This window comes from Flavobacterium glaciei, from assembly GCF_003350545.1.
GTDB classification, from domain to species: domain Bacteria; phylum Bacteroidota; class Bacteroidia; order Flavobacteriales; family Flavobacteriaceae; genus Flavobacterium; species Flavobacterium glaciei.
In genome coordinates this window covers 25,898-42,704 of the sequence record NZ_QQBA01000019.1, presented here as the reverse complement: position 1 = coordinate 42,704, position 16,807 = coordinate 25,898, and the positions used below count along the sequence as shown (strand labels likewise).

The window sequence follows — 16,807 nt, the reverse complement described above, 5'->3', positions numbered from 1 at the left end:
GCTCACCTCTTCCCATCCCGAACAGAGTAGTTAAGCCCGCCTGCGCAGATGGTACTGCAGTTATGTGGGAGAGTATGTCGTCGCCTTTCTTTGAAAAGCCCGTTCCAATGAACGGGTTTTTTTTATTAATACTTTTTATTTTAAAAAGTATACTGGTACCTTAGCTCAGATGGTAGAGCAATGGACTGAAAATCCATGTGTCCCTGGTTCGATCCCTGGAGGTACCACAAATTTATGCTTGGATGGTGAAATTGGTAGACACGCTGGACTTAAAATCCAGTGAACAGCAATGTTCGTGCGGGTTCAAGTCCCGCTCTGAGTACTATAAAAAAACTTCAGTTAGCTCATGCTAGCTGGAGTTTTTCTTTATGTATAAAACTAAATCATTTTCATTTTTTTAAGATGATACTTTATATTATAATTATTTTATAATATTTATTTTAAATTATTGATTGTTAGATAATTATACTATTTTTAAATATTATTTCAACTTTTAATTTGAAAAAAAAATATTAAAATCAATCTAAATTATTTGATTAGTTAAATATTCTTTTTTGGTTAACTTATTTTTTAAAATTATATAGATTAATTTCTTACTTATCAATCTCATTTCAATCCTTTCTGATTTTCTTAATAATAAAATTGAAATATTCTAGAATACAAAAAAAAATAGATATTATTGCTCTATTAATATTAAAATTTCGGCTTGAAAAATTTTCGATTATTAAAATTATTTCATTTTGATTATTAAACTTTAACAATTGTTATAATTGATGGTTTGATTTATTTGCTGCAAATAAAGTATATTAGTTTAATGTTTAATAATAGATATTAAAATAAATTATTTAATCTATGAAAAGAAGATCTTTTTTAACCACTGCAACTCTTGCTTCAGCAGGGCTTACCACGCTTTTAGTAACAAGTTGCACATCAAGTACCAAAAACAATGAAGATTCACTACCAGTGGAAGATTTCATTGAAGCCTTTGAGCTGGATGAAGAAACCATTAGCAGTTTAAGAGAGAAATTAACTTCTGGAAAATATACTTCGGAGCAATTAGTGCAACTGTATTTAAAACGCATTGAAGCTATAGATAAAAACGGACCTCAATTGAATTCTGTTATCGAAATTAATCCGGATGCAGTTACTATTGCTATTACAATGGATAAAGAATTGAAGGCAGGTAAAAGCAGAGGACCTTTACATGGAATTCCTGTTTTGATAAAAGATAATATTGACACTGCTGACAAGATGCAGACTACTGCTGGATCTTTAGCAATGGCAGGGAATATTGCTTCAAAAGATGCTTTTGTAGTCCAAAAACTCCGAGAGGCTGGTGTTATTATCATTGGTAAAACCAATTTGAGTGAATGGGCAAATTTTCGTTCAACACAATCTTGTTCTGGATGGAGCAGCAGAGGCGGACAAACTAAAAATCCATATATTTTAGATCACAATCCATGTGGCTCAAGTGCGGGTTCAGGAACTGCCGTGTCAGCGAATCTATGTGTAGTAGCTGTGGGTACCGAAACGGATGGTTCCATAGTTTGTCCCGCTTCGGTTAACGGAATTGTAGGTATAAAACCAACAGTTGGTTTAGTGAGTCGTTCAGGAATTATTCCAATTTCAAAAACACAAGATACTGCAGGACCAATGGCTAGAACAGTAACCGATGCAGCTATCTTATTAGGTGCTATGGCAGCTATTGACCAAGATGATGTTGTAACTCTTGAAAGTAAAGGTAAAACTCAAAAAGATTATACAACCTTTTTAGATATAAATGCTTTGAAAGGCAAACGGATTGGTATTGAGAAAAAACCACAAGGTGACAATAAATATGTAAATGCACTTTTAGAAGATGCCATTGATTTACTCAAAAAGCAGGGTGCTATCATAGTTGAAATTGATTACATAGAAAAATTTGAAGCTTTAGGACAAGCAGAATTTGAAGTTTTACAGTATGAATTTAAAGAAGGATTGAATTCCTACTTGGCTTCAGCTAATGCAAAAGTAAAAAATTTAACAGAGGTTATTAATTTTAATATTAATAATGAAGATAAAACAATGCCGTATTTTAAACAAGAAACACTAGAGAGTTCAAACGAAAAAAAAGGATTAAATGATAAAAAATATCTAGAAGCTCTAAAAGTAAGTTTCGAGGGAAGTAAAGATATACTGAAAGCTGTTTTTGAGAAAAAAAAGTTGGATGCTATTTGTGGTATAACAATGGGACCGGCTTGTAGTATTGATATGATTTACGGAGACCGCTGGGGAGGATATTCTTTGACATCGCCAGCTGCAACAAGTGGATATCCTCATATAACTGTTCCTAATGGAATGGCTTATGATTTGCCTGTTGGTTTATCTTTTTTTGGAACTCCGTATACCGAGGGAGAATTAATAGGATTGGGTTTTGCATTTGAACAAGCTTCAAAAAAACGATTAAAACCAGCATTCAAAACTTCATTTTTAAAGTAAAATTATTGAGTTTAGGAATATTTTAAAGGGTAAAAAGTGAGTCACTTTTTACCCTTTTATTTTAAATGTTAGTTACAATATGAGTTTAATGGAAATTTGGGTTATGAATCTATTTATTTTTTGATAGAGACAGCTTAAATTTTACCTTAATTAGTTTATGTTTATGTTTTAATCTATGATATTATTCTCTAAAGTCTACTGATAAAGAATTTACGCAATAACGTTGACCAGTTTTAGTGGGGCCGTCATCAAATACGTGCCCTAAATGACTACCGCAATTTGCACAAAGGATTTCGGTCCGTTTCATACCATGCGTTAAGTCTGAAATATATTCAACTTTGCCGGGAATCGATTCGTCAAATGACGGCCAACCGCAATGTGCATCAAACTTGGAATTGCTTTCGAATAAAGGCTCTCCACAGCCACCACAGCAATAGGTTCCTTTTTCGAAATGCAAGTTATATGTTCCCGTGTGCGGATATTCAGTTCCTTTTTGACGAAGAATCCTATAGCGTTCTTCGCCTAATTGTTCTTTCCATTCTTGTTCTGTTTTTTTAACAGGATATTTCATAATTCAATTTTTTAGTAATTATGTAATGTTGTTTTTTAATTATTTATTTTGGATGAATTGAATTGTTCTTTCAATTACTTTAGTATTACCCAGAATTTTGCGATGTCCTAAACCATCTGTTAATAATAATTCCCCATTTTTTAAATATTTATGGATGTGAATCCCAGCCTTAACAGGAACTTCAGGGTCATTGTTATCATGGATTACTAAAACTGGTATGTCTGTTTCTTTTGCAGCCAAAAAAGCAGAATAACTATTCATTTTTTCTCCATATTTTTTTTCGAAATGTAATCGTAGAAGAGAGCTTACTTCTGGTTTTAATTCTAGTTTTGCTACAAAATCAGCCATAATATCTTCTACGATGTCACCACTTCCAATAACTACGGCATGATTTACTTTTAATCCTTTTTTTATCGCATTCAAAACTGACATTCCTCCCAATGAATGACCAATTGCTGCTTCAAAAGGTCCAAATTGTTTCTCTATTTCTAAAGTAGTAGCGATGAAATCGACCATTATTGTCGTTTTACCGGGTGATTTTCCATGCGCAGGAGCATCAAAACTAATTGTGGAATATCCTGCTTTTAATAGTTCATCTGCTATTTTAAATAATTGTGTTCCGCGCCCTGACCAACCATGAACTAGTAAAATTTTCTTTTCACTTTTTCCATATTGATACAAAACAACTTCTTTATTAATAGATGGTACTTGGATTAATTTTTGAACGCTATTTCGGTCCATTTCTAATTCTCTTTTTGGAATTTTATGTTTTATGGGAGTTGTAAAGAGTTTAGCGGTAAATAATGTAATTAATTTTGGAGAAATAAAAGAGATTAATTTACTGGTTAATATAATAAACTTAGGAATTTTCAATGATTGTGTATGTTTAGAAGTTTTTTTTGTCATTTCAATAAATTTTCAAGCGCAATATTATATTATAATTTTTTTAGTAAATTTAGAAAAACATAAAAGTAGTGTTTTTTATAAAGTTTTTATTGGTATTAACATAAAAGGCAGAAATTTAATAGAATTCAAATTAACTATAAACTACAAAATTTCATAAATGGAAATATTTCACATCAGTGCAGAGTGTTACCCAATAGCTAAAGTAGGAGGTTTAGCGGATGTTGTGGGTGCATTGCCTAAATATCAAAATAGTGCAGGACATCAAGTAAGGGTGGTAATGCCATGTTATGATACAAAATTCAAAAAAGAAAATGATTTTGAATGTGTTCATTGGGGGCATGTGAAATTGGGATTTTTTAATTTTCCTTTTAGTATTCTCAAGGAAAAAACAGACAAGTTAGGATTTGAATTGTATTTGGTCGAAATACAGGAATTATTCGATAGAAAAGATGTTTATGGATATCAAGATGATATTGAACGCTTTTTGTCTTTTCAGATTGCAACTTTAGATTGGATTATAGGAAGGAATGAAGTTCCTGATGTAATCAATTGTCATGATCATCACACTGGTTTAATTCCTTTTATGATGTTGTATTGCTACAAATATGGAAAGTTACGCAATACTCCTTCTATGATTACAATACATAATGGTTTGTATCAAGGCCAATTTGGTTTTGATAAATTATTTTATCTACCAGAATTTGATTTGGTTCATGTTAAAGTTTTAGAATGGGATAATTGTATTAATTCATTGGCAGTAGCCATAAAATGTGCTTGGGCTGTTACAACAGTTTCTCCAAATTATCTAAATGAAATTAATTATTCAGCTAATGGATTAGAATCGTTGTTTAATTTAGTTCGATACAAATCCAGAGGAATTTTAAACGGAATAGATATCGAAGTTTGGGATCCTGATAAAGATGCGATGTTAGAGAAAAACTATTCTTTGAAAAATTTTGAAGAAGGAAAATTAGAAAATAAAGAAAAATTATGTAACCTTTTTAATCTAGACCCTACAAAACCACTTTTTAGTTTCATAGGTAGGCTATTAGAAGAAAAAGGAGGCGATTTATTACCGCATGCTGCAGCGGTAGCGCTATCTGAAAATTATCAGCAAATCAATATTTTAATATTAGGGTCAGGAAATACAGCTATTGAAAATCAACTTAACGGCTTGTTATCCGATTATAAAGGCAATTATAATACGTTTATTGGTTATAATGAGGAATTAGCACACTTGATTTATGCAGGTTCTGATTTTTTGTTAATGCCTTCCAGAGTTGAACCTTGTGGTTTAAATCAAATGTATTCGTTGCGCTACGGAACAATTCCTATAGTGCGCAGGACCGGAGGATTGAAGGATACTGTCATTGATTTTGGTGATGATGGAAATGGAATTTGCCATGACCAAGCTACAGTAGGTGATGTTTGTTATTCGATTCAAAGGGCTATAAACTTATACAACAATAAAAAAGAATTTAATAAAATTATAAAAAAAGGAATGAGTACTGATCATTCTTGGGAAAGGGTTTGCCTGGAATATATAGAAATGTACAATTTAATAATTAACAAAAAATGAAAGCTAAAAAGAAAAATGTTATTGCAATTATTTTAGGAGGAGGACAAGGATCTAGATTATATCCGTTAACAGAAACAAGGTCTAAACCTGCAGTACCAATTGGAGGAAAATATAGATTGGTTGATATTCCAATTTCAAATTGTATGAATTCAGATATTTATAGAATGTTTGTTTTGACTCAATTTAACTCTGCTTCTTTAAATGCCCATATAAAAAACACTTACAATTTTAGTATTTTTAGTCATGCTTTTGTTGATATACTTGCAGCTGAGCAAACTCCAGACAATCCAACTTGGTTTCAAGGTACTGCTGATGCTGTAAGACAGTGTATGCCTCATTTCCTGAATCATGATTTTGATTATGCACTAATTCTTTCTGGAGATCAATTGTATCAAATGGATTTCAATGATATGGTTGAAGAGCATATCAAGCGAGAAGCCGATATTACAATTGCTACTTTACCCGTAAATGCTAAAGATGCTCCTGAATTTGGAATATTAAAAACGAACTCTGAAAGTTGTGTTGAATCTTTTATCGAAAAACCTGCAAAAGAATTATTGCCAGATTGGGAATCGGATGTGAGTGAGCAAATGAAGAGTGAAGGAAAGAATTATTTAGCTTCAATGGGAATTTATATCTTCAACAAAAAACTGTTGGTAGACATCATGTCAAATAAAGATACCAAAGATTTTGGTAAAGAAATTATTCCTCAAGCGGTAGGTCACAAAAAGATATTGAGTTACCAATATGAAGGATATTGGACAGATATTGGTAATATTGATTCATTTTTTGAAGCTAATATCGGGTTAACCGATGACTTGCCAAAATTTAATTTATTTGATAACGAGAATAAAATATTTACTAGACCAAGATTGTTACCACCATCGAAATTCCAAAAAACCATGGTTGACAAGTCATTGATTTCTGAAGGTTGTATTTTAAATGCCAAAGAAATAAATCGTTCTGTAATTGGTATTCGATCTAGAATAGGAGAGGGAACAATAATTCAGAATTGTTATATAATGGGGAACGATTATTATCAGAATATTGATGATATGAATGATGATCTTAAAACCGGTAGACAATTAGTAGGTATTGGAGAAAGATGCTTTATTAGTAATGCTCTTGTTGATAAAAATTGCAGAATAGGTAATGATGTTTACATAAGTGGAGGCAGTCATTTAGAAGATTTTTCAAATGAATTATATGCTATTAAAGACGGGATTGTTGTTATAAAAAAAGGAGCATTTATACCAGATAATTACAGCATAAAATAAATTTACAAACTGTTTTTCTTAAAATAATATTCTATTTTTTTTATGAAAATAGAATTACACAAATGTTATATGAATAAAGTTATCTCGCATTCCCTCTTTACAGATTTTGATATCGATTTATTCAAATCAGGGAAACATTTCCGACTATATGAAAAACTGGGTGCGCATCTTATAGAGGTTGACGGAGTAGAAGGTGTTTATTTTGCGGTTTGGGCTCCTACTGCTCATTCCGTATCGGTGGTTGGAGATTTTAATTTTTGGACACAGGGAGATCATCTCTTGCAAGTTCGTTGGGATTCATCTGGTATTTGGGAAGGATTTATTCCAAATATAAAAAAAGGAACCACCTACAAGTATAAAATACAATCCAATAATGGTGGAATCATTACTGAGAAAGCCGATCCGTTTGCTTTTTATTGTGAGAAACCACCACATACAGCATCCGTAGTATGGGATTTAGAATATAAATGGAAAGACAATAACTGGATGAAAACACGTCAAAACCATAATGGTTTAGACAAACCTTATTCTGTTTATGAAGTACATCTGGGCTCTTGGAAACGCCATACAGAAGAAAATCGTTTTTTAACTTATCTAGAATTTGCGGAAGATTTAGTAAATTATGTTAAAGAAACAGGTTTTACTCACGTAGAATTTATGCCTATCATGGAATATCCTTACGATCCTTCTTGGGGATATCAATTAGTTGGGTATTTTGCACCAACTTCTCGTTTTGGGAATCCGCAAGAATTCATGCACTTAGTAGATAAATTGCACGAAGCTGGAATTGGAGTAATTCTGGATTGGGTTCCTTCTCATTTTCCTGATGACGCCCATGGTTTAGGCTTTTTTGATGGATCTAATCTATTTGAACATCCTGATCGCAGAAAAGGATACCATCCGGATTGGAAAAGTTTAGTTTTTAATTATGGACGAAATGAAGTTCGTTCCTTTTTGATAAGTAACGCTCTTTTTTGGCTACATTATTATCACGCCGATGCGTTGCGCGTAGATGCTGTTGCTTCGATGTTATATTTAGATTATTCCAGAAATGATGGAGAATGGGAACCAAATATTTACGGTGGTCGAGAAAATTTGGATACAATTAGTTTCTTGAAGGAATTTAACGAAGCCGTTTATTTAAACTATGAAGGAGTTCAAACTATAGCAGAGGAAAGTACTTCGTTTCCTATGGTTTCGAGACCAACATCCATAGGAGGTTTAGGTTTTGGTATGAAATGGATGATGGGCTGGATGCATGATACTTTAGAATATTTTCAAAAAGATACCGTGTATAGAAAGTATCATCAAAATGATTTAACTTTTTCGATGACCTACACTTTTTCAGAAAATTTCATGTTACCTCTTTCGCATGACGAAGTAGTGTATGGAAAAAAATCAATTGCTGGAAGGATGCCAGGAGATGAATGGCAGAAATTTGCGAATTTAAGATTGTTATACGGCTATATGTTTATGCATCCCGGAAGTAAATTGTTGTTTATGGGGAGCGAATTTGGACAAAGCAGTGAATGGAATTTTGAAGGAAGTCTAGATTGGCATTTGTTGCAGTATCCGTATCATGAAGGTGTTAAAAAATTGATTACAGACTTGAATAAATTATATAAGACTCAACCTGCTTTGCACGAAAAACAATTCAGTCCTGAAGGTTTTGAATGGATTAATTATTCTGATCATCAAAATGCTGTGATGTCTTTTATTCGAAAAGGAATTGACCCAAAAAACGATGTGATTGTAGTTTGTAATTTTACTCAAATGGTACGACCTAATTATCGAATTGGTTTACCTAAAAAATGGAAATTGGTAGAAATTTTTAATAGTGATGGTTTAATTTATGGTGGAAGTGGAGTAACTAACACTAAAAAAACAGTAATTGAGGCTATACCTTATGATGGTAGAGATTATTCTGCTGAATTACTTTTGCCTCCACTAAGTGTTACAGTTTTTAAAATTTCATAAGCACATTTTTTTGTTAATATATCAAATGGTTTTCATATTATATGGAAACCATTATTTTATAGTGATGTTTGTTGAATATTAATAAACGATAATTTTTTTTAGAATAAACTGTACATATTTAAGTGTTTACAAAGTATTTTTGTAAGTATGATTGAGAAAAAGATTAAAATTAATACCATATAAAATGATTACAAATACTGAATTAGAATATAAAGGAGATCTATATCCCACAAAAATAGTTTCTTTTGAGCATGAAGTAGACTCAATATATTTTCATACCGATAATAGTGTCATATTAAAAGTAACTGTCTTAAGAGATAGTTTAATCCGATTTAGATTTACCACTAAAGGTTATTTTAGTAAAGATTTTTCTTATGCTATAGATAAAAGTCATTTACATGGTTATAATTTTCTGAAGGTTTCAGAGTTAGAAAACTATTATCAGATAATAACTAGTAAAGTAAAATGCAGAATTCAAAAAATAGATATGAGATTGTCTATTTATGATTTGGAAGACAATATAATTTTAGAGGATGAACTAGGTTTTCATTGGGAAGAAAGCTATGAATACGGTGGAAATATCGTAAAAATGAGTAAATCTTCAAAAGATGGGGAGTGCTTTTATGGACTTGGTGATAAAGCAACCCAAATGAATTTGAAAGGAAAAAGACTGGAAAATTTTGCAACAGATCAATATGCTTTTCAAAAAGACCAAGAACCTTTATATAAAGTAGTTCCGTTTTATATTGGATTACAAAACAAGCAATCCTACGGTATTTTCTTTGATAATACATTTAGAACTTATTTTGATTTTTGTCACGAAAGAAGAAATGTAACTAGTTTTTGGGCTGAAGGTGGCGAGATGAATTATTATTTCATTTACGGACCAAAAATGCAAGATGTGGTTACCACTTACTCTGATTTGACTGGAAAACCAGAATTACCGCCACTATGGGCACTGGGGTACCACCAATGTAAATGGAGTTATTATCCTGAAAGTAATTTAAAAGAAATAGCATCTAAATTCAGAGAATTGAAAATTCCATGCGATGCATTGTATTTAGACATTGATTACATGGAAGGTTTTCGATGTTTCACTTGGAATAAAGAACATTTTCCTGACCCCAAAAGAATGGTCGCTGAATTAGCCGAAGATGGTTTTAAAACAGTGGTGATTATTGATCCAGGAATAAAAATTGACAAAGAATATTCAGTTTACAAAGAAGCTTTAGAGAACGATTATTTCTGCAAACGAGCAGATGGACCCTATATGAAAGGAAAAGTATGGCCAGGAGAATGTAATTTTCCGGATTATACAAACCCTGCAGTACGAGAATGGTGGGCAGGATTATTTAAAGAACTTATTTCAGATATTGGAGTAAAAGGAGTGTGGAATGACATGAATGAACCCGCAGTAATGGAGGTTCCAAATAAAACATTTCCCATGGATGTACGCCATGATTATGATGGAAATCCTTGCAGTCATAGAAAAGCACACAACATTTACGGTACCCAAATGGCTAGAGCAACCTATCATGGTGTGAAACGATTTGCGTATCCAAAAAGACCTTTTGTAATCACAAGATCAGCATACGCGGGAGCGCAACGCTACACGTCCTCTTGGACAGGAGATAATGTGGCTACTTGGGAACATTTATGGATTGCCAATATTCAAGTACAACGAATGTCAATTTCCGGGATGGGATTTACAGGTTCAGATATTGGTGGATTTGCTGAGCAACCTTCGGGAGAATTATACGCTCGTTGGATTCAACTGGGTGTTTTTCATCCTTTTTGCAGAACACACTCTTCTGGAGATCATGGCGATCAGGAACCATGGGCTTTTGATGAAGAAGTTATTGATATCACTAGAAAATTTGTCAATTTGAGATATCAATTATTACCGTATTTATACACTATGTTTTGGCAATATATTGAGGAAGGAATTCCTATGCTGAAACCATTAGTGTATTATGATCAAGATGATATTCAAACACATTACAGAAATGATGAATTTGTTTTTGGAAACCAAATATTAGTTTGTCCAATTTTAGAACCAAATGCTGTGGGCAGAAGAATGTATATTCCTCGTGGACAATGGTATAATTATTGGACCAATGAAGAAATAAAAGGAGGAAAAGAAATATGGGTTGACACTAAATTTGATCAGATTCCAATTTTCGTAAAAGCAGGTGCCATTATCCCTAAATATCCTGTTCAACAATACGTTGGAGAATTAGAATTTGATGAATTAATATTAGATGTTTACTACAAAGACGGAAAAGAAAAATCAGTAGTGTATGAGGATGCTCAAGATGGTTATGATTACAAAAAAGGGCGATACAGCTTTCTATCATTTCAAGCCACAGGCAAAGAAAAAGAACTGATTATACAATTGCATAAAGAAGGAAAATACGATACAAATTATACTAAATATAGAATAAATTTAATTGGTCTACCATTTAAAGTCAAAATGATCGAAATAGATAATGTAGAAGTTTCGTTTGATAAAAATACCTTAGATATTGAAAATTATATAATTATTGATAAAGGGTTTACGGCCTTTCATATTACAGGAGAATAACAAAAAAGTTGATACATTTATATTTAATTATGTAAATTTAAATTATTATTATAATTGTATTTTTGTTTGACATTTAAAATATAAAAATTATGAAAAAGCATTTAATAGCAGGGATTTTTGCAGTAGGATTAGTTTATTCTTGTGCAACGAATCCATTAACAGGTAAAAAAAGTTTAAATTTTGTTTCAAACAGTGAGTTGTTTCCAACTTCTTTTCAACAATATGGTACCTTCTTAAAAGAAAATAAGGTAATTACTGGGACTGCTGATGCTAAAAAAGTAGAAACAGTTGGTTTGCGTATTAAGGCTGCTGCCGAAAAATATTTAATTTATTTAGGGCAATCACAATATTTACAAGATTACCGTTGGGAATATAAATTAATAGAAAGTAAAGAAGTAAACGCTTGGTGTATGCCTGGAGGAAAAATTGTTATTTATTCTGGAATCTTGCCAATCACGAAAGATGATGGAGGTTTAGCTACTGTAATGGCACATGAAGTTACTCATGCATTGGCAAACCATGGAGCACAACGTATGAGTGCTGCACAATTGCAACAATTAGGAGCTGTAGGAGTAGCAGTTGCCACTGGGGGTAAAAGTGAACAAACTCAACAAATATGGGGTCAAGCGTATGGTTTAGGATCTCAGTTTGGTGTAATGCTTCCTTTTAGTAGAAATCACGAAACGGAAGCAGATAAAATTGGTCTTACTTTAATGGCAATTGCAGGATATAATCCGGATCAATCAATTACATTCTGGCAAAGAATGTCTGCACAATCAGCTGGACAAGCACCACCAGAATTTATGAGTACACACCCATCTGACGCCACAAGAATTGCAAACTTACAAGCATTAATTCCAGAAGCTAAAGCTTTAGCAGCCAAAGTTGGAGTTATTTACAAATAAATTTTATCTGAAAAATAGTTTAAGCTATCCTCAAAAGGGATAGCTTTTTTTGTTATAACTTATAGATATTTCTTAATATTAATTTTTATTTATAATTTGATAACGCATAATTTAATGACTTTTTTCACTGTTCTTTCGGAAAAATAAATAAATTCGCATCATAAAAATTAATTATGGCAGATTTACAAAAAGGTAGTAAGAAATTATTAAATGCTTGGGCTTTTTATGATTGGGCAAATTCAGTTTATACCCTTACCATAGCATCTGCGGTTTTTCCAATTTTTTACGAAGCTTTATTTTCTGAACGAGATCATTATATTGATGTTTTTGGTTTACATCTTAAAAATTCCGCTTTAATCAGTTTCATAACTGCTTTTGCATTTTTATTGGTTGCTTTTATTTCTCCATTATTATCGGGTATAGCTGATTATGTTGGCGATAAAAAATCATTCATGAAGTTCTTTTGCTATTTGGGAGCATTGTCGTGCATGGGATTGTATTGGTTCAACCTTGAAAATATATATATTGGTTTGGCATTTTACTTTTTTGGATTGATTGGGTATTGGGGGAGTTTGGTTTTTTATAATTCCTATTTGCCAGACATAGCTTTTGAAGAGCAACAAGATAAGATCAGTGCCAAAGGATATTCTTTAGGATATATTGGAAGTGTAATTTTATTGATTATCAATTTAGCGATGATTATGAAACCAAAACTTTTTGGAATCACAGGAACTGACGGAGAAGCAGCGATGAAAGCTATGCGATATTCATTTGTTATGGTGGGTGTCTGGTGGATTTTATTCAGTCAGTACACCTATTATTTTTTGCCAAAAGGCAATAAAAATGCTGACCGTAAAGTAACACACCATGTTGTCTTTAATGGTTTTAAAGAGTTAAGAAAAGTATGGTTTTTATTAAATGAGAACATTGCATTAAAACGATACTTAGGAAGTTTCTTTGTTTCAAGTATGGCCGTACAAACGGTAATGCTTGTTGCTACTTACTTTGGAGCACAAGAAATTGATTGGTCTTCAAAAGAGGAGGGAACCATAGGATTGATAATATGTATTTTACTGATACAATTAGTAGCAGTGTTGGGTGCTTTTTTAACTTCAAAAGCTTCAGCTAAATTTGGTAACATTCCTACATTGATTGGTATTAATTGTTTCTGGGTATTGCTATGTGCAGGTGCTTATATTATTACACAACCCATACAATTTTATATTATGGCTAGTTTTGTTGGCCTTGTGATGGGAGGAATTCAGGCTTTATCGCGTTCTACTTATTCTAAATTATTACCAGAAACGCAGGACACGGCTTCTTTTTTTAGTTTTTATGATGTAGCTGAAAAAATAGGAATAGTTATAGGTATGTTAGTTTATGGAATAATTGACCAAATTACCGGTAGCCCGAGACTTGCGATTGTATTTCTGGGTGTATTTTTTGTTGTGGCTGTTATTTTATTAAGAAGAGTGCCAAAAAAAGGTGTCTTGAATTCATAAAACACCTTAGTTTAATACGATAAACTTAACGTTTCCACTTTGAAATGTTTCCTATGCTAGTCAAATTATTATCTTTTTTTTAATTTCCTTTATATTCAATATCTACAGAACTTAATAATTTGGCATGAATGCATTCACAGCTATAAATAGTGTTGTCTGCTGATTTAGATATTGTTATAATTATTTTGTTTAGTTATTATATCAGAATTGTTGAGCTCTGAAAGGTTTAATTTAAACTTGTTTTGTGTAAATAAAATATCACTTTGCAATAAAAAAATGGACTAATAGACTTTGTTTTGGCACAAAGATTGACACTTTTACCGTTATGCAAATATTAAAGATTAAACATTGTTTTTATCTAAAAAGACTATTTTGAAACCTTATATTTGCTTAAAGAATGAATTTTTTAATGACAAAAAGACTTAAATAATATATGTCAAATCATAAAATACTTACTATTGACAATCTGTCACTTCAGGAATTTGATTCAGAAGCAGATTTAATTCCACTTTTGACTCCAGAGGACGAGGAGGAAATGAATAATGAGGCATTACCGGAATTATTAGCTATTTTACCATTACGAAATATGGTTTTATTTCCTGGAGTTGTAATACCTATTACCGCTGGACGTGATAAATCAATTAAATTGATTAATGACGCTAATGCCGCTGGTAAAACGATAGGTGTGGTAGCACAAATCAATGAGGAGGATGAAGATCCAACAAAGGACGATATTCATAAAATAGGTACTGTTGCGCGTATTTTGCGTGTGTTAAAAATGCCTGACGGGAATGTAACTGTAATTCTTCAAGGAAAAAAACGTTTCGAAATTGATGCTGTTATTGAAGAGTCTCCATATATAACTGCAAAAATAAAGGAAGTTCCTGAAAAAAGACCAAAGAAAAATGATACTGAATTTGTTGCAATTCTAGATTCTATTAAAGAATTAGCAATTCAAATTATCAAAGAAAGTCCAAACATTCCAAGTGAGGCGACTTTTGCAATCAAAAATATTGAAAGCCAATCATTTCTGATCAATTTTGTTACCTCTAACATGAATCTTTCTGTTAAAGAAAAACAAGATTTACTGGCGATTAATGAATTGAAAGGAAGGGCTTTAGAAACACTTCGTTACATGAATATTGAGTTGCAAAAACTCGAATTGAAAAATGATATTCAATCAAAAGTTCGTTTCGATTTAGACCAACAACAACGTGAATATTTCTTGCACCAACAAATGAAAACCATTCAAGAAGAATTGGGTGGCGTTTCTCAAGAGGAAGAAATGGACGAGATGATGCAAAAATCATTAACCAAAAGTTGGGACGAGAAGACTAAAAAACATTTTGATAAAGAATTGTCTAAAATGCGTCGTATGAATCCTCAAGCGCCAGATTTTGGAATTCAACGAAATTATTTAGAGTTGTTTTTAGAATTGCCTTGGAACGAATATTCCAAAGATATTTTTGATTTAAAAAGAGCTCAAAAAATATTGGACAGAGATCATTTTGGTCTTGAAGATGTCAAGAAAAGAATGATAGAACATTTGGCAGTTTTAAAATTGCGAAATGATATGAAGTCCCCAATTATATGTTTAACAGGACCTCCGGGAGTTGGTAAGACTTCTATTGGACGCTCCATTGCAGAAGCCTTGGGTAGAAAATATGTTAGAATTTCATTAGGTGGATTGCGTGATGAAGCGGAAATTCGTGGACATAGAAAAACCTATATTGGCGCGATGCCAGGAAGAATTATTCAAAGTTTGAAAAAAGCGGGAACTTCAAATCCAGTTTTTGTTTTGGATGAAATTGACAAACTGTCAAACAGTAATCAGGGTGATCCATCTTCTGCATTATTAGAGGTTTTAGATCCGGAACAAAACAATTCTTTTTATGATAATTTCCTTGAAATGGGATATGATTTGTCTAAAGTGATGTTTATTGCGACTTCTAATAATATGGCTGCAATTCAACCGGCGTTGCGAGACAGAATGGAAATCATCAAAATGTCTGGTTATACTATAGAAGAAAAAGTAGAAATTGCGCGCCAGCATTTGTTCCCAAGACAATTAAAAGAACACGGTTTGACGACCAAAGATTTAACCATTGGAAAAAAACAATTAGAAAAAATTGTTGAGGGATATACCCGTGAATCTGGAGTTCGTGGTTTAGAAGCTAAAATTGCTCAAGTAATCCGAAACGCAGCAAAATCTGTGGCAATGGAAGAAGAGTATAACAAAAAAGTAACCGATGAAGACATCATAAAAACACTTGGTGTTCCAAGATTAGAAAGAGATAAATACGAAAACAATGATGTTGCCGGTGTAGTAACTGGTTTGGCATGGACTTCTGTTGGTGGTGACATTCTGTTCATAGAATCGTTGCTTTCTCCTGGAAAAGGAACGATGACAATTACTGGTAATTTAGGTACGGTAATGAAAGAATCCGCAACAATTGCTTTAGAATACATCAAAGCCAATGCAAAACTTTTAGGATTGGATTCCGAGATTCTTTCTAAATATAATATTCACTTGCACGTTCCTGAAGGGGCTACCCCAAAAGATGGCCCAAGTGCTGGTATTGCAATGTTGACGTCATTAGTTTCATTATTTACACAAAGACGAGTAAAGAAAAACTTAGCCATGACAGGAGAAATCACCTTACGTGGTAAAGTATTACCAGTTGGTGGTATTAAAGAAAAAATCTTGGCGGCAAAAAGAGCCAATATCAAAGAAATAATTCTATGTCATGAAAACAAGAGTGATATTGATGAAATAAAACCAGAATATTTGGAAGGACTTTCTTTTCATTATGTTAAAGAAATGAGCGAAGTCTTAAAATTTGCTTTAACAGATCAGAAAGTTAAAAATGCAAAAGTTTTGTCATAAAAAAACTTTTTAAATATTAAAAATCCGAATTCTAAAACTTGATTTTCAAGACTTAGAATTTGGATTTTTTATTTGTAATTACGAGTTTTAAAGTTACAATTTATTGTATTTATAATTTTATCTTCGCAGTTGCGTTTTACC

At 32.3% G+C, this 16,807-nt stretch carries 10 protein-coding genes, 2 tRNA genes and 1 rRNA gene; 11 read left to right on the top strand and 2 right to left on the bottom strand.

The annotated features are described in order from the left end of the window. The 4 genes from rrf to DFR66_RS12960 all read left to right on the top strand — a co-directional run. Positions 1 to 89: ribosomal RNA gene (gene rrf / locus DFR66_RS12975) — 5S ribosomal RNA — on the top strand; the annotation flags it as partial. Between the two features lie 65 nt (positions 90 to 154). Next, positions 155 to 227, top strand: a tRNA-Phe gene (locus DFR66_RS12970). Between the two features lie 9 nt (positions 228 to 236). After that, positions 237 to 322: transfer RNA gene (locus DFR66_RS12965), tRNA-Leu, on the top strand. Positions 323 to 852: 530 nt separating this feature from the next. Then, positions 853 to 2,478 carry an amidase gene (locus DFR66_RS12960; protein ID WP_114755260.1) on the top strand — a complete coding sequence of 542 codons (1,626 nt, stop codon included), beginning with the start codon at positions 853 to 855 and terminating at the stop codon, positions 2,476 to 2,478. A gap of 181 nt (positions 2,479 to 2,659) precedes the next feature. Here the strand turns inward: DFR66_RS12960 and msrB are convergent, their stop codons facing one another. Beyond that, positions 2,660 to 3,049, bottom strand: a complete 390-nt coding sequence (gene msrB / locus DFR66_RS12955) for a peptide-methionine (R)-S-oxide reductase MsrB (RefSeq protein WP_114755259.1) — start codon at positions 3,047 to 3,049, stop codon at positions 2,660 to 2,662. Between the two features lie 39 nt (positions 3,050 to 3,088). Further along, on the bottom strand, positions 3,089 to 3,955 hold the full coding sequence (locus DFR66_RS12950) for an alpha/beta fold hydrolase (RefSeq protein WP_114755258.1): 867 nt from the start codon (positions 3,953 to 3,955) through the stop codon (positions 3,089 to 3,091). Between the two features lie 157 nt (positions 3,956 to 4,112). Between DFR66_RS12950 and DFR66_RS12945 the strand changes: the two genes are divergently transcribed. The 7 genes from DFR66_RS12945 to lon all read left to right on the top strand — a co-directional run bounded on the left by DFR66_RS12945 (position 4,113) and on the right by lon (position 16,666). Then, positions 4,113 to 5,534 (top strand): glycogen synthase, encoded by a 1,422-nt coding sequence (locus DFR66_RS12945; RefSeq protein WP_114755257.1) that lies wholly within the window; start codon positions 4,113 to 4,115, stop codon positions 5,532 to 5,534. After that, the gene (locus DFR66_RS12940) at positions 5,531 to 6,811 is read left to right on the top strand and encodes a glucose-1-phosphate adenylyltransferase (protein ID WP_114755256.1); all 1,281 of its coding nucleotides are present in this window, start codon (positions 5,531 to 5,533) and stop codon (positions 6,809 to 6,811) included. The genes DFR66_RS12945 and DFR66_RS12940 overlap by 4 nt, the downstream gene beginning before the upstream one ends. A 69-nt stretch (positions 6,812 to 6,880) precedes the next feature. Continuing rightward, positions 6,881 to 8,788, top strand: coding sequence for a 1,4-alpha-glucan branching protein GlgB (gene glgB / locus DFR66_RS12935; RefSeq protein WP_114755255.1), 1,908 nt, complete (start codon positions 6,881 to 6,883; stop codon positions 8,786 to 8,788). A gap of 184 nt (positions 8,789 to 8,972) precedes the next feature. Next, on the top strand, positions 8,973 to 11,372 hold the full coding sequence (locus DFR66_RS12930; protein ID WP_114755262.1) for a glycoside hydrolase family 31 protein: 2,400 nt from the start codon (positions 8,973 to 8,975) through the stop codon (positions 11,370 to 11,372). An 89-nt stretch (positions 11,373 to 11,461) separates the two neighbouring features. Next, positions 11,462 to 12,277, top strand: coding sequence for a M48 family metallopeptidase (locus DFR66_RS12925; RefSeq protein ID WP_114755254.1), 816 nt, complete (start codon positions 11,462 to 11,464; stop codon positions 12,275 to 12,277). A 173-nt stretch (positions 12,278 to 12,450) separates the two neighbouring features. Then, the gene (locus tag DFR66_RS12920; protein WP_114755253.1) at positions 12,451 to 13,779 is read left to right on the top strand and encodes an MFS transporter; all 1,329 of its coding nucleotides are present in this window, start codon (positions 12,451 to 12,453) and stop codon (positions 13,777 to 13,779) included. A gap of 433 nt (positions 13,780 to 14,212) precedes the next feature. Continuing rightward, entirely contained in the window at positions 14,213 to 16,666 is a 2,454-nt protein-coding gene (lon, locus tag DFR66_RS12915; protein WP_114755252.1) for an endopeptidase La, read from the top strand. Positions 16,667 to 16,807: the final 141 nt, after the last annotated feature.

Excerpts from the sequence above, each read along its gene's own strand:
- DFR66_RS12960 (WP_114755260.1), top strand. The coding sequence starts at position 853 with ATGAAAAGAAGATCTTTTTTAACCACTGCAACTCTTGCTTCAGCAGGG.
- DFR66_RS12930 (WP_114755262.1), top strand. The coding sequence starts at position 8,973 with ATGATTACAAATACTGAATTAGAATATAAAGGAGATCTATATCCCACA.
- DFR66_RS12945 (WP_114755257.1), top strand. The coding sequence starts at position 4,113 with ATGGAAATATTTCACATCAGTGCAGAGTGTTACCCAATAGCTAAAGTA.
- msrB (WP_114755259.1), bottom strand. The coding sequence starts at position 3,049 with ATGAAATATCCTGTTAAAAAAACAGAACAAGAATGGAAAGAACAATTA.
- glgB (WP_114755255.1), top strand. The coding sequence starts at position 6,881 with ATGAATAAAGTTATCTCGCATTCCCTCTTTACAGATTTTGATATCGAT.
- DFR66_RS12925 (WP_114755254.1), top strand. The coding sequence starts at position 11,462 with ATGAAAAAGCATTTAATAGCAGGGATTTTTGCAGTAGGATTAGTTTAT.
- lon (WP_114755252.1), top strand. The coding sequence starts at position 14,213 with ATGTCAAATCATAAAATACTTACTATTGACAATCTGTCACTTCAGGAA.
- DFR66_RS12950 (WP_114755258.1), bottom strand. The coding sequence starts at position 3,955 with ATGACAAAAAAAACTTCTAAACATACACAATCATTGAAAATTCCTAAG.
- DFR66_RS12940 (WP_114755256.1), top strand. The coding sequence starts at position 5,531 with ATGAAAGCTAAAAAGAAAAATGTTATTGCAATTATTTTAGGAGGAGGA.
- DFR66_RS12920 (WP_114755253.1), top strand. The coding sequence starts at position 12,451 with ATGGCAGATTTACAAAAAGGTAGTAAGAAATTATTAAATGCTTGGGCT.